General features: G+C 74.3%; 17 protein-coding genes. 10 read left to right on the top strand and 7 right to left on the bottom strand.

Translation table 11 applies throughout. The features are described 5' to 3' along the window. Window positions 1-144: 144 nt before the first annotated feature. Complete coding sequence (locus ACZ52J_RS21085; protein ID WP_465620716.1) at window positions 145-1,386, bottom strand: glycosyltransferase; 1,242 nt, start codon at window positions 1,384-1,386, stop codon at window positions 145-147. A 199-nt stretch (window positions 1,387-1,585) separates the two neighbouring features. On the opposite strand from ACZ52J_RS21085, the gene ACZ52J_RS21080 reads away from it, so the two are divergent. Together ACZ52J_RS21080 and ACZ52J_RS21075 are read left to right on the top strand one after the other, a co-directional pair. Continuing rightward, complete coding sequence (locus tag ACZ52J_RS21080) at window positions 1,586-1,852, top strand: GlsB/YeaQ/YmgE family stress response membrane protein (protein ID WP_360490218.1); 267 nt, start codon at window positions 1,586-1,588, stop codon at window positions 1,850-1,852. A 186-nt stretch (window positions 1,853-2,038) separates the two neighbouring features. Then, window positions 2,039-2,305, top strand: coding sequence for a GlsB/YeaQ/YmgE family stress response membrane protein (locus ACZ52J_RS21075; RefSeq protein WP_360490216.1), 267 nt, complete (start codon window positions 2,039-2,041; stop codon window positions 2,303-2,305). Window positions 2,306-2,388: 83 nt separating this feature from the next. Here the strand turns inward: ACZ52J_RS21075 and ACZ52J_RS21070 are convergent, their stop codons facing one another. The 4 genes from ACZ52J_RS21070 to ACZ52J_RS21055 form a co-directional block, all read right to left on the bottom strand. Then, the gene (locus tag ACZ52J_RS21070; protein WP_465620713.1) at window positions 2,389-3,309 is read right to left on the bottom strand and encodes an ADP-ribosylglycohydrolase family protein; all 921 of its coding nucleotides are present in this window, start codon (window positions 3,307-3,309) and stop codon (window positions 2,389-2,391) included. 110 nt (window positions 3,310-3,419) lie between these two features. Then, a complete protein-coding gene (locus ACZ52J_RS21065) occupies window positions 3,420-4,007 on the bottom strand; it encodes a TetR/AcrR family transcriptional regulator (protein ID WP_465620712.1) in 588 nt (195 codons plus the stop codon). A gap of 93 nt (window positions 4,008-4,100) precedes the next feature. Continuing rightward, window positions 4,101-5,114, bottom strand: coding sequence for an aldo/keto reductase (locus ACZ52J_RS21060; protein WP_465620710.1), 1,014 nt, complete (start codon window positions 5,112-5,114; stop codon window positions 4,101-4,103). Between the two features lie 118 nt (window positions 5,115-5,232). Further along, a complete protein-coding gene (locus ACZ52J_RS21055; protein WP_465620708.1) occupies window positions 5,233-6,078 on the bottom strand; it encodes a class I SAM-dependent methyltransferase in 846 nt (281 codons plus the stop codon). Window positions 6,079-6,338: 260 nt separating this feature from the next. On the opposite strand from ACZ52J_RS21055, the gene ACZ52J_RS21050 reads away from it, so the two are divergent. The 8 genes from ACZ52J_RS21050 to paaE all read left to right on the top strand — a co-directional run bounded on the left by ACZ52J_RS21050 (window position 6,339) and on the right by paaE (window position 14,963). After that, window positions 6,339-7,583, top strand: coding sequence for a sensor histidine kinase (locus ACZ52J_RS21050; RefSeq protein ID WP_465620706.1), 1,245 nt, complete (start codon window positions 6,339-6,341; stop codon window positions 7,581-7,583). Window positions 7,584-7,663: 80 nt separating this feature from the next. Beyond that, a complete protein-coding gene (locus ACZ52J_RS21045) occupies window positions 7,664-8,323 on the top strand; it encodes a response regulator (RefSeq protein ID WP_465620704.1) in 660 nt (219 codons plus the stop codon). A gap of 757 nt (window positions 8,324-9,080) precedes the next feature. Continuing rightward, window positions 9,081-10,505: a M20 family metallopeptidase gene (locus tag ACZ52J_RS21040; protein ID WP_465620703.1), complete on the top strand. Its 1,425-nt coding sequence runs from the start codon at window positions 9,081-9,083 to the stop codon at window positions 10,503-10,505. 319 nt (window positions 10,506-10,824) lie between these two features. Beyond that, window positions 10,825-11,841 carry a 1,2-phenylacetyl-CoA epoxidase subunit PaaA gene (gene paaA / locus ACZ52J_RS21035; RefSeq protein WP_360490200.1) on the top strand — a complete coding sequence of 339 codons (1,017 nt, stop codon included), beginning with the start codon at window positions 10,825-10,827 and terminating at the stop codon, window positions 11,839-11,841. Continuing rightward, window positions 11,838-12,155 (top strand): 1,2-phenylacetyl-CoA epoxidase subunit PaaB, encoded by a 318-nt coding sequence (gene paaB / locus ACZ52J_RS21030; protein WP_465620701.1) that lies wholly within the window; start codon window positions 11,838-11,840, stop codon window positions 12,153-12,155. The genes paaA and paaB overlap by 4 nt, the downstream gene beginning before the upstream one ends. 13 nt (window positions 12,156-12,168) lie before the next feature. Beyond that, window positions 12,169-13,095, top strand: coding sequence for a 1,2-phenylacetyl-CoA epoxidase subunit PaaC (gene paaC, locus ACZ52J_RS21025; RefSeq protein WP_465620699.1), 927 nt, complete (start codon window positions 12,169-12,171; stop codon window positions 13,093-13,095). A 176-nt stretch (window positions 13,096-13,271) separates the two neighbouring features. After that, entirely contained in the window at window positions 13,272-13,820 is a 549-nt protein-coding gene (locus tag ACZ52J_RS21020; RefSeq protein ID WP_396287677.1) for a PaaD-like zinc ribbon domain-containing protein, read from the top strand. Then, the gene (gene paaE, locus ACZ52J_RS21015) at window positions 13,821-14,963 is read left to right on the top strand and encodes a 1,2-phenylacetyl-CoA epoxidase subunit PaaE (protein WP_360490194.1); all 1,143 of its coding nucleotides are present in this window, start codon (window positions 13,821-13,823) and stop codon (window positions 14,961-14,963) included. Between the two features lie 68 nt (window positions 14,964-15,031). On the opposite strand, the gene ACZ52J_RS21010 is transcribed toward paaE, so the two are convergent. Both ACZ52J_RS21010 and ACZ52J_RS21005 read right to left on the bottom strand, forming a co-directional pair. Then, window positions 15,032-16,243, bottom strand: a complete 1,212-nt coding sequence (locus tag ACZ52J_RS21010) for an NAD(P)-binding domain-containing protein (protein ID WP_465620697.1) — start codon at window positions 16,241-16,243, stop codon at window positions 15,032-15,034. An 84-nt stretch (window positions 16,244-16,327) separates the two neighbouring features. Then, window positions 16,328-16,699: a YbjQ family protein gene (locus ACZ52J_RS21005; protein WP_465620695.1), complete on the bottom strand. Its 372-nt coding sequence runs from the start codon at window positions 16,697-16,699 to the stop codon at window positions 16,328-16,330. Window positions 16,700-16,747 lie beyond the last annotated feature (48 nt).

Below are 16,747 nucleotides of genomic sequence, written 5' to 3'. Positions count from 1 at the left end.
GCGGGGCGGATGACAGCGGACAGCGGATGACAGACGACAGCAGACAGCTGACAGATTTCGAAATCTGTCAGCTGTCTGCTGTTCGTTGTCTGCTGTCTGCTGCAACCCGTGACCCGTCGTGCTCCACGCGTCGTGCTCCGCCTGTCACCCGGCCGTCGCCCGCTCGACGGCGGCGAGGACCTTCGCGGCGCCGTCCTCGGCGGCGAGGGTGGTGGCGATGGCCTGGGCGCGGGTGCGGTAGCAGGGGTTGTCCAGGGTGCGGCGGAGGGCGGTGGCGAGGCGGGTGGGGGTGAGGGCCCGGAGGGGGACGGGGCCGGGGGAGACGCCGAGGGCGGCGAGCCGGGCCGACCAGAAGGGGGCGTCCAGTTGGGCGGGAACGGGGATGGTCGGGGTCCCGGAACGGAGGGCGGCGGCCGTGGTGCCGGCGCCGGCGTGGTGGACGACGGCGGCCGTGCGGGGGAACAGCCAGTCGTGCGGGGTGTCGCCGATGGTCAGGACGGTGTCCGAGTCCTCGGCGGCCAGACCGCTCCAGCCCGCCTGCAGGAGGAGGCGCACCCGGGCGGCGCGGGCGGCCGCGAGGACGGTGGCGGTGAGCCGCTCGGGGTCCGGGACGACCAGGCTGCCGAAGCCGACGAAGACCGGTGGTGGACCGGCGGCGAGGAAGCCGACGAGCCGGGCCGGAGGTCGCCAGTGCGGCTGTGCGACCGGCCACCAGTAGCCCGCCACGTCCAGTCGGGGGTGCCAGTCGGCCGGCCGGGGAACGACCGTCGGCGAGAAGCCGTGCAGGACGGGGTGGTTGCGCCGGGCCCGGGCGATGCCGAGCGGCGGCAGGCCGAGCCGGCGGCGCAGCCCGCGGACGGCCGGGACGAACAGCTGGTCGGTCGCGGCCTGGACGGCGTGTCCGGCGAGTAGGTTGCCGGGCCGGGAGAGCGATCGGGTGCCCGTGACGGCGGGCGCGAACTCGCGGGTGGGGGCGATGGGTTGGAGGAACAGCCCGATGGTGGGGATGCCGGCGGCTTCGGCGGCGGCCTGGCCGAGCGCGCTGGTGGTGCTGGTGGTCAGCAGGAGGTCGGTGCCGAGTGCGACGGCCCCGACGATGCCGTCGCCGAGCGCGGGCATGAACTTCCGGCCAAGTCGAAGGAGTTGGAGGACGACGGCCGGTCCGCTGCCGGCCTTGAGAAGGCGCCGGCCCTGCTCGGAGGCGAGTTCGGCGCGCGGGTCGACCGGCAGCGGGCGGAACTCCAGTCCGGCCGCCCGTACGGTCTCGGCGAAGGTGGTGTGGGTGGCGACGGCGACCTGGTGGCCGGCCGCCCGCAGGCGGACCCCGAGCCCGGTGAAGGGGGCCACGTCGCCGCGGGACCCGGCGGTGGCGATCAGGATGCGCATGGCCGCAGTATTGCGGCGCGGCCGGGCCGCAGGAAGGACGCCACGCGCGGCGGGCGGGGGAGGGCAGCGGGCGGCGATGGGCGGTGGCCGGATTCGGGCGCTGTGCCCCGCGGCATCGGAACCGGGCGGCGTGCGGTGGCGTCCTTGGGGGCAGAGCGGACGGAACGGGGCCGTCGCGCCGGGGACAGGAGGATGACGGATGGGCATCGTGGCGTGGATCGTGCTGGGCCTGCTGGCGGGAGGGCTGGCCAAGCTGCTGCTGCCGGGCAAGGACCCGGGCGGCTTGATCGTGACCACCCTGATCGGCATCGCCGGCTCCTTCGTCGGCGGCTGGATCGCGTCGCACTTCCTGCACCGGTCGATCAACGCGCACTTCTTCGACGGAGCGACCTGGGTGTCGGCGATCGGCGGCGCCCTGGTGCTGCTGATCGTCTACCGGCTGCTGTTCGGCAACTCGCGTCGCTAGGACGGCTGGTGCAGTCGTCGGCTGTTCGGAGCGGGGGCGCGGGTCGCGGGTCGTCCGGGTCGTGCGGGTGGCCGATTCGAGTCGGCCGTCGCGGGTACCGGAAACCAAGCGGCGCCCTCCGGCGTCCTTCGGACCGGACCCGCTGTCTCGACGGGGCCGTCACGCCGATGACGCGAGGGGCGACTGATGAGCTGGATGGCGTGGATCGTACTGGGCCTGGTGTCGGGCACCCTGGCCAGGATGGCGATGCCGGGGAAAGGTGAGCGCGGTCTGATCGGGACCACCCTGATCGGCATCGCCGGCTCCTACGTCGGCACCTGGATCGTCTCGCACTGGATGCACGGGTCGGTGAAGGTGGGTTTCCTCGACCTGACGACCTGGGTGTCGGCGATCGGCGGCGCGGTGGTGCTGCTGTTCGGCTACGGGGTGTTCCTGCGAGTCGTCCGGCGCTGATCGGCCGAATCACCCCGATCACCCTGACCGCCCTGACCGCCCTGATCGCTCCGATCACCCCGAACGCCCGGTCGGTCCGGCCGTCAGTCGGCGTCCGCGGACACCTCGGCGACCCAGCCCGGCAGTTCCTCGCGGGCGTGCAGCCAGGCGGCCGGGACCTCGGCGAGCCCGGTGCGGGCGGCGACCACCCCGGCGGCGATCGCGCAGGTGGTGTCCTGGTCGCCCCAGCCCTCCAGGGTGCGCCAGACGGCCTCGGTCAGTGAGTCCAGGTGCCCGGCGGCGGACCAGAGGGCGAACGGGGCGGTGTCCGGGGCGGAGATCAGGGCCCCGGAGCCGAGCACGGTGGCGGCGTGCCGGACGCTGGTGTGCTCGGGCAGCCGGGCGGCGATCCGCAGGCCGGATCGGACGTCACTGTCGGGCAGCCGTCCGGCGATCTCGGTCAGCAACTCGGCCCGGCCGGGCGGGGTTTCGCCCCGGCTCCGGACGGCGAAGGCCGCCGCGAGGGCGACCGCCACCGCGCCGACGACCGCCTCCGGGTGGAAGTGCGTGGTGAGCGCCTGCAGTTCGGCCTGCCGGGCCACCGCGTCCAGGTCGTCGGCGAACCAGGCGCCCAGCGGGGCGACTCGCATCGCGGCACCGTTCCCGTACGAGCCCTGGCCCTCGAACTGGCCCGCGGTGATGGTCCGCCAGTCCCCGCCCGCCCCGATCCCGCGCAGTACCCGGTGCATCGACGGACCGTACTTGCGGCCGTACTCGCGTGCGTACTCGGCGCCGAACTCCCCGGCCAGCGCGTCCTGACGGACCTCGCCGTGGGTGGTCAGGTGGCGGACCAGCACGAGTGCCATCGCGGTGTCGTCGGTCCAGTGCCAGGGCGCGGGGCGGGTCAGGCGCGCGGCCAGCGCCGCGGGCGCCTCGTCCACCGGGACCGAGAACCAGCGGTCGCCGAAGGCGTCGCCGAGGGCGAGCCCCCGCAGGCTGTCCAGGACCGGACCGGCCGTACGCATGTCATCCTCCAGGTGAGATCAACCGTGTGCGGCAGTCTGCCGGACGGCCGAGGCGCCGACGACCGGATTTCCTCCGGGTGTCGGCGTCTCGATCACCTGTGCGTGGTGCGTCACTTGGCCTTCAGGCCGCCGAGGACGAGCTTCCACACGGCCTCGAAACGCTCGTCGGCACCTGGAGCGGACCAGGTGGGCGCGTAGGCCGGGTCGTGGAACGGGGCGGTGGCGTCGAAGACGGCGCGGGCGGTGTTCAGGATGTGGCCGAGCTTGAACTCCTTGCTGTCCACGCCGTCCTGGAAGATCTGCGCGATCTGCTTGACCAGGGTGTCGATGTGCGCGTCGACGGTGCCGCTGGTCTCCTCGACCAGCACCATGTAGGTGGCGAACAGCTCCGGGTCGTCGAGCGCCTTCTTCCGCTTGGCCGCGAACAGTGTCGTCAGCCAGCGGTGCAGCCGCTCGGCGGCGGGGCCGCCCTCGGTGGAGATGGTGGCGAGCTGGTAGTGCGCCTGGTCGAGCCAGCGCTGGGTGACCGCCTCGCGCAGCGCCGCCTTGCTCGGAAAGTGGCGGTAGACGCTGCTGTGGCTTACGCCGAGGATGCGGGCGACGTCCACGACGGTGGCCTTGGCCGGGCCGAACCGCCGGAGGACGTCCTCCGCCGCGATCAGGATCTGCTCGGCGGTGAGTGTGGTGTCCGTGGTCACGGGGAGGTCCGTCCTTAGGGTCGTGCGATCGGTCGGTGCCGGGGTGCTCCGGCCCGCGGTGTCGGTGCTGCGGGTGTCGCAGCCCGGGGCTGGTCAGCGCTCGCTGTCCAGGTGGGCCATCTGCGCCGCAGCGTACCGGTCACCTGCGGCGGAGCCGGCGGGGACGGCCGCCTCGATGGCGGCGAGGTCGGCCTCGGTCAGGGTGACGTCGAGGGAGCCGAGGGCCTCGGCCAGACGCTCCCGGCGGCGGGCGCCGACCAGCGGGACGATGTCCTGCCCGCGCGAGGCCACCCAGGCGATGGCGACCTGGGCGACGCTCGCTCCCTTCGCGGCGGCGATCACGCGCAGCGCCTCGACCAGCGCGAGGTTGTGGGCCAGGTTCTCGCCCTGGAAGCGCGGGCTGTGGCTGCGGAAGTCGGTGCCGGCGAGGGCGCGCTCCTGGTTCCAGTGGCCGCTGAGCAGGCCGCGGGAGAGCACGCCGTACGCGGTGATGCCGATGCCGAGCTCACGGGCGGTGGGGAGGATGGCGGTCTCGATCGAGCGGGTGAGCAGGGAGTACTCGATCTGCAGGTCGCTGATCGGGTGGACGGTGGCGGCCCGGCGCAGGGTGTCGGCGCCGACCTCGGAGAGGCCGATGTGGCGGACGTAGCCGCCCTTCACCAGGTCGGCGATGGCGCCGATGGTCTCCTCGATCGGGATCGTCGGGTCGAGGCGGGCCGGTCGGTAGATGTCGACGTGGTCGGTGCGCAGGCGGCGCAGGGTGTAGGTGAGCGCGGTCTTGGTGGCGGCGGGGCTCGTGTTGTAGCCGAGCCACTGGCCGTCCGGGCCGCGCTGGGCGCCGAACTTCACGCTGATCTGCACGCTCTCGCGGTCGCGGCCGCGCAGGGCCTCGTGGATCAGCAGCTCGTTGTGGCCCATGCCGTAGAAGTCGCCGGTGTCGAGGAGGGTGAGCCCGGCGTCGAGGGCGGCGTGGACGGTGGCGATGCTCTCGGCCTCGTCGGCCGGGCCGTACATGTCGGACATGCCCATGCAGCCGAGGCCGAGGGCCGAGGTGACGGGCCCGGCGGTGCCGAGGGGGCGCTGCGCGGGGCGGGTGGTCGAGGACATGGGTACTCCAGGGGAGGCGGGGGCGGGGTGGCCCGAGTCCCACTATGGCACGACAGCGAACAGATTTCAAAATCTGTTCGCTGTCGTCTGTTATCTGAAAGTTGAAATCTGTCGATTGTCATCTGTTGGGGATTGCGGAACGCCCCGACCGGGTCGCCCAGTCCTCACGCCCGCCCGGGGAGCGGAGGAGGTGGGCCCGGGCGGGTGGCAGGTTTCGCCACACCGTGCGCTCGCCCAGCCCGTACGTCGCCTCGAACTGCCGCAGCAGTCGCACCACCGCGCGGTGGTGGGCGCCCCGGCGGGCTCCCGAGGTGAGGGTGCGCGCCGTCGTGGTGCCGAGGTACCCGAAATACGTCAGCTCGCCGCCGGGCGCCAGCAGCCGCAGGTAGAGGCCGAGGATCTCGCGGACCTGCGCGAGGTGGAAGTTGGTGAACGGCAGCCCGGACACGATCGCGTCGTACCGCTCCCCGTGCTCCGCCGGTCCGGACCCCGCCGGTCCGGACCCCGTCGGTGCGGCCTCCGTTGGTGCGGCCTCCGTCGGTCGGGCCCCTGTCGGCGCCGGCGGGCGGGGGCACTGCAGCTCCTCGACCCGGCAGGCCGAGAGTCGCAGCCCTACTCCGGGGCGGCGGGCGGCCAGCACCGGGTCCTCCCGCAGCCGGTCGGCGAACCGCGGGTTCGCCTCGACGACGTGCAACCGGTCTCCCGGGCGCAGCACTTGGACCAGCCGGCGGGTCACCACGCCGGTGCCGGCGCCGACCTCGAGCACCGAGATCGGCCGGTCGGGGCGGCTGGTGACCGGCACCACCAGCGCGCTCACCAGCTCCGGGCCGCTCGGGGCCAGGGCGCCGGTGTCGTGGAACGTGCGCAGGGCCTCGGCGAGGAACAGCAGGTGGTCCCGACCGGACGGTGAACAGTGTTCCGAGGGAGCAGAGTTGGTGCGTCGGTGGAGCTGGTCGTCCGTCATGTCATCGACGTTAGGAAGGGCGGGAGCGCCGCGAATCGGCCGGTCAGCGGCGCGCACCCCCGACGAAAGTCGAGGGTGCGGTTGGCCGGAAGACGGAGGCGGCCCGGAGCCGAGCGCCCCTAGCATCGAGCCCGTGTCCGTGTCCGTCCGTGTCCGCGCCCGCGTCCGCGCTTGTGCCCGACGGACCGCAGGGCGGAAGGCGGAGGCGGAGGGCGGAGGGAACGGCGAACGAACCGCGGAACGAGGAGAGGAGGAGCCCGATGCGCAGGAGCCTGCTCGGCTGGTACGGCCCGGACCGTCGGCCCTGGACCGACACGTTGCTGCTGTTCGGCCTGCTCGCCCTCGCCGCCGAGGAGTCCCTGGTCCAGTGGCTCCACGCGGACGGCCCGCTGCGCGTGCCGCGTACGGTCGTGGCCGCGCTCGCCTCGCTCTCGCTGCTCTTCGCCCGCCGTTCCCCGGTCGCCTCCGCCGTACTGCCGGTGCTCACCGCCGGGCTGTTCAACCGGGCCTTCCCCGGTCTGTTCAGCGTCTTCCACCTCGCCTACCTCGGCCGGACCGGCCCGGCGGCGGCCGGGGGCACGGTCATCGCGGTGGTCAGCGCGTCCGGCGCGCAGTCGCTGGTCGGCTGGGCCGGCACCACCGGCTCCCAACTCCTTGTCCAGGCAGCCACCTTGTCGGTCGGCCTGTGGCTGCACGGCAGACGGGTGCTGATCCGCACCCTGCACGAGCAGGTCGACGCGCTGCGCCGCGAGCGCGAGTTGCGCGCCGAACAGGCCCGGGCCACCGAACGCGCCCGGATCGCACGGGAGATGCACGACGTGCTGGCCCACCGCCTCAGCTTGCTGGTGCTGCACGCCGGCGTGCTGCGCGACCAGGCCCCGGCGGGTACCGTCGCCGCCGACCAGGACCGGCTCACCCACCGGCTCGAACTGCTGCGCACCACCGCCGCCAGCTCGCTCGACGACCTGCGGGACGTCCTGGGAGCGCTGCGCGCCGGGCCGCCGACCCGACCCGACGCCCAGGGCGAGAGCGAGGGCGAGCCGTCCCGGCCGAGCGGGGCCGGGCCCGTCGCGGGGCCCGCCCTGCGCGACCTCACCGAGCTCGTCGGCGAGGCGGTCCAGGCCGGGCAGCAGGTCGAACTGGCCACCGCCGGCGACCCGGAGACCGTCCCGACCACCCACCGGCTGGCCGTGCACCGCCTGGTCCAGGAGGCGCTGACCAACGCCCGCAAGTACGCGCCCGCCGCGCCGGTCACCGTCCGGGTCGGCTACGGGGAGCCGGCGACCACCGTCGAGGTCCGCAACGGCCCGGGTGAGGCGCCGCCGGACGGTCCGGGCACGGGCGGCGGGTACGGCCTGGTGGGGTTGAGCGAACGGGTCGGCGCGCTCGGCGGTCACTTCGACGCGGGCCCGGACGGCAGCGGCGGCTTCCGGCTCTCTGCCCGGTTACCCGGGCCGGTCCGCTCGCCGCGGCCGGTCCAGCGGCAGCAACCGATCCAGCCGTAGCGGCCCGAGCGGCCCGATCAGTTCCAGCAGCCGACACCGCAACCGACACCGCAACCGACGCAGCAGCCGAAGGAGAGCGCATGATCCGTACGATGGTGGTCGACGACGACCCGCTGGTTCGCCTCGGTCTGGTCGACCTGCTCGCCCAGGACCCGGTGCTCACCGTGGTCGCCGAGGCCGCCGACGGGCTCCAGGCCGTCGAACTCGCCGGGAGTCGGCGGATCGACGTCGCGCTGATGGACATCCGGATGCCCCGGCTCGACGGCATCGCCGCCACCCGCCGCCTGCGCGAACTGCCCGACGCCCCGCGGGTGATCGCGCTCACCACCTTCGACCTGGACGAGTACGTGTACCAAGCGCTCGCCGCCGGGGCCGACGGCTTCCTGCTCAAGGACACCCCGCCCGCCGAGATCGCCCGGGCCGTGCACGTCGTCGCGGGCGGCCAGGGGATGCTGCACCCGGCGGCCGCGCGACGCCTGATCGACCGCTACCACCGCGGCGGCGCCCCCCGGTCGGTGGCCGCCCGCGGCCGGGTCGCCGGGCTCACTCCGCGCGAGACCGACGTGCTGCGCGAACTCGCCGACGGGCTTTCCAACGCCGAGATAGCGGGCGTCCTGGGGATGCGGGAGAGCACCGTCAAGGCGCACGTCAGCCGGATCCTGAACGGGCTCGGCGTCGGAAACCGGGTCCAGGCCGCGCTGCTGGCACGCGATGCCGGGCTGGTCGGGGACGGCGTCTGAGGGCGGCGGCCGTGCCGCCCCCAGCGGCGGCGCACCGGCGGTCCCTCGGCGGTGCGGGCGGCCCTTCGGCGGCCCAGCGGCGACGGAGCGGTCGAGGACGGCGCACGGCAGGGGCTCGTCGGGGCATGACATCGACCGGTGTTCACGCGGGTATTCCCCGGATGTTCCCCCGGAGTCAGGGCGGCCGTCGGAGCGGGCTTCCCTGAGCCGTCGCGTGCTCCCGGTTCGTACCGCGGGCTGAGCCGCTGTCACCCATCCGGCGTGGAAATGCCGTGCCTTGGCGGTTTGCGCTGCCGAACCCGGGAGGCGGGTCCATGGTGGAGATGGGCGCGATCCGGCGACCGCGCCCGCGCGCCGATCCAGGCCCGCGTGCCGCGCGCCCGCCGCCGTTCCCCGACGGGTGTCCGAGGCTGGGCCCGGTACCGGCACGCTGGGAGCAGGGCCACCTCGCAGGAAGCCGAACGGTTCTTCTAGGCTCACATCTCGGCTTCCCTGCGGTGGTCGGGTCACTGCGCCCGCCGTCAGGAGGCCGCCGTCCACGGGGCTCCGGGCGGACCGGGGCCACCGGATCGAGCGAGGAGAACGCAATGCCAAGCACGCCGCCCAGCCGTTCCACCACACTTGGGCCAGACGGGCCGTTCCGGCGGGCCGTCGATCATCCCGGCCGCACGGCGCGGTCCGGCCGGGGCCGGTACCCGGGTGGGAGCGGTCGGCCGGCCCGGCCGCTGAATACCGGCGGCGGCCGCGGAGGCGAGCGTTGAGTCCCCAGATCGTCGGCTCGCCCGCCGCGCCGGATGCCGCCGCGGAACCCGACAGAACCCAGGCCTCCGTCCCCGCCGCCGCCGACGGCGAAGCCCTCGCCGCAGCCGTCACCACCACCGCGGCAGCCACCACCACCGCAGCCCCGACGCCGGGCGGCACCGCGAACCCCGCGCCTGCCGCCGTTGGCACCGCCGTTGCCGCTGTCACCGCTGCCACCGCCGCCGCCGCGAACGCCCCGGTCACCGCGGCGCTGCCCGGTCTGCCGCAGGCACTCAGCGCCCGCGCCCGTACCCTCGCCGGCGCCGTCCGACGCCGCTGCGCCGACCTGGCCCGGATCGAGTCACCCAGCGGGGACGCCCCCCGACTCGACGCCCTCGCCGAGGAGTTGGCCGCCGGCTTCCGCGCCACCGGTGCCACGGCCCGCCGCGAACCCGGTCCGGCCGGTGACCACCTCGTTCTGGAGTGGGAGGGGCGGGACGAGTCCCTGCCGCACCTGCTGATCGTCGGCCACCATGACACCGTCTGGCCGGTCGGCACCCTGGTGGACTGGCCGGTCACCGAGCAGGACGGCCTGCTGACCGGCCCCGGCGTGGTCGACATGAAGGGCGGACTCGCCATCCTGGAAGGCGCGTTGGCGCTGCTCGCGGACCTGGGGGAGCGGCCGCACCGGGCCGTGCGCCTGGTCGTGGTCTCCGACGAGGAGGTCGGCAGCCCGGACGGGCGGCGCCTGGTCGAGCGCCAACTGCGCGGCGCCGCCGCAGTGCTGGGGCTGGAGCCGCCGCACCCCGACGGCCGGCTGAAGACCGCGCGGCGCGGCAGCACGCGGGTCCGGCTCACCGTGACCGGGCGCGAGGCGCACGCGGGCAACGACGCCCACGACGGGGTGTCGGCGGTCGACGAGCTGGTGGACCAGCTTGTGGCCGTCCGCGGCCTCGCGGGCCAGCCCGGTACGGAGCTCAACGCCGGTCGGATCAGCGGTGGTTCGCGGGCCAACGTGATAGCGGGACGAGCCGAGGCCGAGCTCGGCCTGCGGTTCTCCACCGCCGAGGCGCAGCGCCGTACGCTCGACCACCTCGCCCGGCTCACCGCGCTGCGCCCGGGTGCCCGGGTGCGGACCGAGGTGCTGTCCAGCCGTCCGGCGTGGCCTGAGCGGACGGGCAACCCACTGCTGCGGCACGTGCGTTCGCTCGCCGCGGTGCTCGGGCAGCAGGTGGACGGCGCCCCGGCGGGCGGGGCGGGGGACACCAACCTGCCGGGCTCGCGGGGGCTTCCGACCCTGGACGGCTTCGGCGCGGTGGGCGCCGGGGCCCATGCCCGGCACGAGCACATCCGGCTGGACCAGCTCGCCCCCCGGATCGCCCTGCTGGCGGCGCTCCTGGCCGTACCGCTGCCGCGACTGCGCGACCGCGCGGAGGGGTGAGCGGACGGTGGGCCGCTGACGGCGGACGAGTCGCGGCCGACTGCGAACAGGTAGCCGCTGACGGCTGACTGTCGGCAGCGGGCGGTCGGCAGCCGGCGGTCGGCGGCTGGCGGCGAACAGATCACAGATCACAGATCACAGATCACAGATGACGGAAGACAGATAACAGCTGACAGATTTCGAAATCTGTCAGCTGTTATCTGTCTCGCGCCTTGCCATCCCTCTGCCCCGCCGCGCAGAATGGTACCGACCGAACGGTCAGTCGGTTGGCGCCCGAGCCCGGGCAGACCGACAGCGCAGGACACGAGAGGGGACTGTGGTGACAGCAGAGGTGGCCGAGGCGGTCCCCGCGCAGACGCCGGAGGACCGGTTCGAGGCGGTCATCGCCGCCGAGCAACGGATCGAGCCCAGGGACTGGATGCCCGACGCCTACCGGGCCACCCTGATCCGGCAGATCGCCCAGCACGCCCACTCCGAGATCATCGGCATGCAGCCCGAGGGCAACTGGCTCACCCGGGCCCCCTCGCTGCGCCGCAAGGCCATCCTGCTCGCCAAGGCCCAGGACGAGGCCGGCCACGGCCTCTACCTCTACGCCGCCGCCGAGACCCTCGGCATCGACCGCGCCGAGCTCACCGAGAAGCTGATCTCCGGCCGCCAGAAGTACTCCTCGATCTTCAACTACCCGACCCTCACGTTCGCCGACGTCGGCGTGATCGGCTGGCTGGTGGACGGCGCGGCGATCTGCAACCAGGTCCCGCTCTGCCGCTGCAGCTACGGCCCGTACGCCCGCGCGATGGTGCGGATCTGCAAGGAGGAGTCCTTCCACCAGCGCCAGGGCTACGAGCTCCTGATGACGCTGATGCGCGGCACCGAGGCCCAGCGCCGGATGGTCCAGGACGCCGTGGACCGCTGGTGGTGGCCGTCGCTGATGATGTTCGGCCCCTCGGACGCGGACTCGCCGAACACCGCCCGCTCGATGGCCTGGCGGATCAAGCGGCACAGCAACGACGAGCTGCGGCAGCGCTTCGTCGACATGACCGTCCCGCAGGCCGAGCACCTGGGCGTCACCCTCCCCGACCCCGAGCTGAGCTGGAACGAGGAGCGCGGCGGCTGGGACTTCGGCGAGCCGGACTGGTCCGAGCTGAACCGGGTCATCCGCGGCCAGGGCCCCTGCAACGCCCAGCGGATCGACCGCCGCCGCGCCGCCCACGAGGACGGCGCCTGGGTCCGCGAAGCGGCCGTCGCCTACGCCGCCAAGCGCGCCGCGGAGCAGTCCGCCCGCACCGCCGAGCAGCACGCCGAACAGCACGCCACCGAACAGGAGAACGGAAAGTGACCGAGCCCAAGGCCGACTCCACGGCCGCGCCCAAGGCCGGCTGGCCGCTGTACGAGGTGTTCGTGCGCCCCCGGCGCGGGCTGAACCACGTCCACGTCGGCTCGCTGCACGCGGCCGACGACCGGATGGCCCTGCTCGCCGCCCGCGACCTCTACACCCGCCGCAACGAGGGCGTCAGCCTGTGGGTGGTCCGCTCGGACGCGATCACCGCCTCCACCCCGGACGAGCGCGACCCGTTCTTCGAGCCCAGCGGCGACAAGGTCTACCGCCACCCGACCTTCTACGACATCCCCGAGGATGTCCCGCACATCTGACGGGGGAACCGCCATGCAGGACCACACCGCCACGCAGGGACACGCCGCCACCGGCGCCGACCACGACGACCACGTCTACCTCAGCCTCACCGAGGCGGCCCCCGGCCCCGAGGGCGAGGGCCGCTGGGCGTACGGGACGGGCTTCGCCGACCCGCTGCTCGGCGTGGACACCACCCTGCCCGCCGGGATCGACGGCACGGACCTGGCCGCCTACTGCCAGATGCTCGGCGACGACGCCCTGGTCCTCTCCCAGCGGCTGATCGAGTGGTGCACCCGGGCGCCCGAGCTGGAGGAGGAGGTCGCGCTCGCCAACCTGGGCCTCGACCTGCTCGGCCAGTCCCGCCTGCTGCTGACCCGGGCCGGCCAGGCGGACGGTTCCGGCCGCACCGAGGACGACCTCGCGTACTGGCGCGAGGACCGCGAGTTCCGCAACGTCCGGCTGGTGGAGACGCCGAACGGCGACTTCGCGTACTCGATCGCCCGGCTGCTGCTGTTCGCCACCGCGCGAGGCGCCCTGTACGAGGCGCTGAGCGCGCACCCCGACCCGGTGCTGGCGGCGGTCGCGGCCCGGGGCGTCAAGGAGCTGGCGTACCACCGCGAGTACGCCACCGCGTGGACCCTGCGCCTGGGCGACGGCACGCCGTACTCCGCCGAGCGGATGCAGGCCGGGCTGGACGCCGTCTGGCCGCTGCTGGAGGAACTGTTCACGGCCCACCCGGTGGAGCTGCGGGTGGGCGTCGACCCGGCGACCCTGCGCGAACCCGTGCTGCGCTCGCTCGCCGCCGTCCTCGCCGAGGCCGGGCTGACCGTGCCGGACGTGCCGCCGCTGGCCACCGTCCTCGGCCTGGCCGGCCGGGACGGCGTGCACACCGAGGCCCTCGGCCCGCTGCTCGCCGAGCTGCAGGTGCTGGCCCGCGCACACCCGGGGGCGACGTGGTGACGGACGACGTGGTGACGGAACACGCGGTGGTGGACGACGCGCTGGTGGGCGACGTGCTGGTGGACGACGTGGTGACGGAGGACGCGGTGGTGGAAACCGTCGGCCTGGCGACCGTGGGCACCACCCGCGACCCGGCCTGGGCGGTCGCCGCGGCCGTCCCGGACCCGGAGCTGCCCATGCTCACGCTGGCCGACCTCGGCGTCCTGGCCGACGTCGAGGTGGACGGTGGCACCGGTGCGGTCACCGCCTGGCTGACCCCGACCTACTCGGGTTGCCCCGCCGTCGCCGAGATGGCCGCCGACGTGGACCGCCGCCTGCGCGCCGCCGGGTACCGGGAGGTCCGGGTGCGGCTGCGGCTGGACCCGCCGTGGTCCACCGACCTGATCACCGCCGAGGGCCGCCGCAAACTCGCCGAGGCCGGGATCGCCCCGCCGCGTCCGACCTCCGCCGTCCGCGCGGCCGGACCGGTCCTGCTCGCCCTCGGCCCGACCCGCGCCGGAGCCGAGACCCGTACCGGAGCCGAGACCCTCGCCGGAGCCGCCATCGCCGCGACCGGTACCGCAGTCGCGACCCGTACCGCAGCCGTTGCCGCGGCCCCCGTGCCGTGCCCGCTCTGCGGTGCGACGGAGACGGAGGAGCTGTCCCGCTTCGGCTCCACCGCCTGCAAGGCGCTCTGGCGCTGCCGCGCCTGCCGGGAGCCCTTCGAACGCGTCAAGGAGATCTGAATGCCCGCCGCCGTCTCGCCCGCCTCCGCCGACACCCCGGCGACCGGCATCCGCCCGGCCCGCCGCCCCACCTTCCACCGGCTGCGGATCGACCGGGTGGAGCGGCTCTGCGAGGACGCCGTGGCGGTGACCTTCGAGGTGCCGGACGAGCTGACGGAGGCGTTCGCCTTCCGCCCCGGGCAGACCCTGACGCTGCGCAAGCTGGTGGACGGCGCGGACGAGCGCCGCTCGTACTCCATCTGCGCCCCCGTCGGCGGCCCGCTGCGGATCGCCGTCCGGGAGGTGCCGGGCGGGCTGTTCTCGCGCTGGCTGGTGCGCGAGGCCCGGTCCGGCGAGGAGGTGGAGGTCCTGACGCCGTCGGGCCTCTTCACCCCCGAACTCGGCGTCCCCGCCGACCACGTGCTGCTCGCGGCCGGCTCCGGCATCACCCCGATGCTGTCGATCGCCGGCTCGGTGCTGGCCGCCGACCGCCGCTCCACCGTCACCCTGCTCTACGGCAACCGGCGCAGCGACACGGTGATGTTCGCGGACGAGCTCGCCGACCTGAAGGACCGCTACCTCGGCCGCTTCCAGCTGGTCCACGTGCTCTCCCGGGAGACCAGGGACGCCGAGCTGCTCAGCGGACGCCTGGACCCGGAGCGGGTGCGGGCGCTGCTGGCGGCGCTGGTGGATGTCGGGAGCGTCGGGCACTGGTGGCTGTGCGGCCCGTTCGGCATGGTCACCGGGGCGAAGGAGTTGCTCGCCGAGCTGGACGTCCCGGGCGAGCGGGTGCACCAGGAGCTGTTCCACGCCGAGGACGAGCCGCTCCCGGAGCGCGACGAGGACTGGGACCGCACGGACGCCTCGTCCGCCGGCGGGCCCGGTGAGCACAGCGAGGTCACCCTCGTCCTCGACGGCCGGGGCAGCGCCCTCTCCCTCCCGCGCGACCGCTCGATCCTGGACGGCGCCCAGCGCTCCCGCCCCGACCTGCCGTTCGCCTGCAAGGGCGGGGTCTGCGGCACCTGCCGCGCCCTGGTCACCGAGGGCGAGGTGGAGATGCGCCGCAACTTCGCCCTGGAGGAGAAGGAACTGGCCGCCGGTTACGTCCTCACCTGCCAGGCCCGCCCGCTCACCGACCGGGTGACGGTGGACTACGACCGCTGAGCCCCGCGGTCGGCGGGTGATCCGGCGGCGGCCGGGTGGTCAAGCGTCAGACGACGCTCCGGGGACGGTCAGACCGCCGCCGGCACGGGCTGCTCTACCGGGTCGGGCTGCATCGCCGGGCCGGGCTGTTTCGCAGGGTCGGGCTGCTCCGCAGGGTCGGGCTGCTCCGCAGGGTCGCCGAGCAGCTTGACCAGGTCGTTGACGGCCGCGCGCCCGGCCCGGTTGGCGCCGACGGTGCTGGCAGAGGGGCCGTAGCCGACCAGGTGGACGCGCGGATCGGCGGTGGCGCGGGTGCCGGTGAGCGCGATGCCGCCGCCGGGGGAGCGCAGCCCGAGCGGGGCGAGGTGACCGACCTCGGGGCGGAAGCCGGTGGCCCAGACGATCGCGTCCACCGCCAGCTCCTCGTCACCCCACGCGACTCCGCGCTCGGTGAGGCGGTCGAACATCGGCCTGCGGTGCAGCGCGCCCAGCTCCTCGGCGCGCCGGTAGGCGACGGACGGGCCCAGCCCGGTCACGCTCACCACGCTGCGCACCGGCAGCCCCTGCCGGACCCGCTCCTCGACCTTGGCGACCACCGCGCGCCCGTACTCAGGAGTGAACGGCCCTTCGTGGTAGACGGGTTCGGAGCGGGTGACCCAGACCGTCTCGCCGACCGCCGCCACCTCGGACAGCACCTGGATCGCCGAGGCGCCGCCGCCCACCACCAGGACGCGCTTGCCCGTGAACTCCTCGGGGCCGCGGTAGTCGGCGTAGTGCAGCCGGCGCCCGGCGAAGTGGCCCGGGTAGTGCGGGAGGAAGGGTCGGGTCCAGGTGCCGGTGGCGTTGATCAGCGCGCGGGTGGACCAGGCGCCGCGGTCGGTCTCCACCAGCAGCCGGGAGTCGGGGCGCTCGGACTCGGCGTGTACGGCGCGCACCGCGACCGGGCGTACGACCGGGAGCGCGTGCCGGGCCTCGTACGCCGCGAAGTACCCCGGCACCACCTCGCGTGCGGGCGCCTCGGGGTCGGCCGGCGGGAGTTCGGCGTCCGGGAGGTCGTGGAAACCGTGCACGGTGGCCATCCGCAGGGACGGTGAGCGGTGCGCCCAGGCGCCGCCGGGCTCGGCGTCGGCGTCGAGCACGACGAAGCCGCCGTCGGTGCCCGCCCGGTGGGGGGCGAAGCCGCGGCGGCGCAGGTGGTAGGCGGCGGACAGGCCCGCCTGCCCGGCGCCCACCACCAGGACGTCCACGCGCTGCGGCGCGGCGTCCGTCGCGCCGAAGGTTGTTGCACCGTAAACAGTCACGCCCGTGAAACATCGGGGGCCCGGCGACTGTTCCCGCCGTTCGTGCTTGTACCCGCTGCTCCCGTGGGCGGGCGGGACCGGGTTTCAGCCGATCGGGGAGATCAGCGCGGCGGTGCCGTAGGCGCAGACCTCGGTGCCGACGTCCGCCGCCTCCGTCACGTCGAAGCGCATCATCAGGACGGCGTTGCCGCCGCGCGCCCTGGTCTGCTCCACCAGCCGCTGCATCGCCTCGTTGCGGCTCTCGACCAGGGTCTTCGTCAGACCGCGCAGCTCGCCGCCGATCAGCGACTTCAGACCGGCACCGATCTGGCTGCCGACGTGGCGGCTGCGGACGGTCAGCCCGAAGACCTCGCCGATCACGTGATCGACCCGGAAGCCGGGGATGTCATTGGTGGTCACGACCAGGACATCGGCGTTCGGGCCCTGCCCGCCGCCGTACTCATTGATGTCAGCCATGGGACGCATCCTGCCAATGTCATGCGTCCGAGTGACCGAGGCTGGGCC

It is taken from the genome of Kitasatospora sp. NPDC034035, from assembly GCF_055575755.1.
This window is presented reverse-complemented; position numbering and strand designations above follow the sequence as displayed.

What these genes read in the sequence shown, in the direction of transcription:
- paaC (WP_465620699.1), top strand. Translation starts at nt 12,169, where the DNA reads ATGCAGGACCACACCGCCACGCAGGGACACGCCGCCACCGGCGCCGAC.
- ACZ52J_RS21045 (WP_465620704.1), top strand. Translation starts at nt 7,664, where the DNA reads ATGATCCGTACGATGGTGGTCGACGACGACCCGCTGGTTCGCCTCGGT.
- ACZ52J_RS21070 (WP_465620713.1), bottom strand. Translation starts at nt 3,309, where the DNA reads ATGCGTACGGCCGGTCCGGTCCTGGACAGCCTGCGGGGGCTCGCCCTC.
- ACZ52J_RS21075 (WP_360490216.1), top strand. Translation starts at nt 2,039, where the DNA reads ATGAGCTGGATGGCGTGGATCGTACTGGGCCTGGTGTCGGGCACCCTG.
- ACZ52J_RS21060 (WP_465620710.1), bottom strand. Translation starts at nt 5,114, where the DNA reads ATGTCCTCGACCACCCGCCCCGCGCAGCGCCCCCTCGGCACCGCCGGG.
- ACZ52J_RS21080 (WP_360490218.1), top strand. Translation starts at nt 1,586, where the DNA reads ATGGGCATCGTGGCGTGGATCGTGCTGGGCCTGCTGGCGGGAGGGCTG.
- ACZ52J_RS21085 (WP_465620716.1), bottom strand. Translation starts at nt 1,386, where the DNA reads ATGCGCATCCTGATCGCCACCGCCGGGTCCCGCGGCGACGTGGCCCCC.
- ACZ52J_RS21020 (WP_396287677.1), top strand. Translation starts at nt 13,272, where the DNA reads ATGCTCACGCTGGCCGACCTCGGCGTCCTGGCCGACGTCGAGGTGGAC.
- ACZ52J_RS21055 (WP_465620708.1), bottom strand. Translation starts at nt 6,078, where the DNA reads ATGACGGACGACCAGCTCCACCGACGCACCAACTCTGCTCCCTCGGAA.
- paaE (WP_360490194.1), top strand. Translation starts at nt 13,821, where the DNA reads ATGCCCGCCGCCGTCTCGCCCGCCTCCGCCGACACCCCGGCGACCGGC.
- ACZ52J_RS21050 (WP_465620706.1), top strand. Translation starts at nt 6,339, where the DNA reads ATGCGCAGGAGCCTGCTCGGCTGGTACGGCCCGGACCGTCGGCCCTGG.
- ACZ52J_RS21005 (WP_465620695.1), bottom strand. Translation starts at nt 16,699, where the DNA reads ATGGCTGACATCAATGAGTACGGCGGCGGGCAGGGCCCGAACGCCGAT.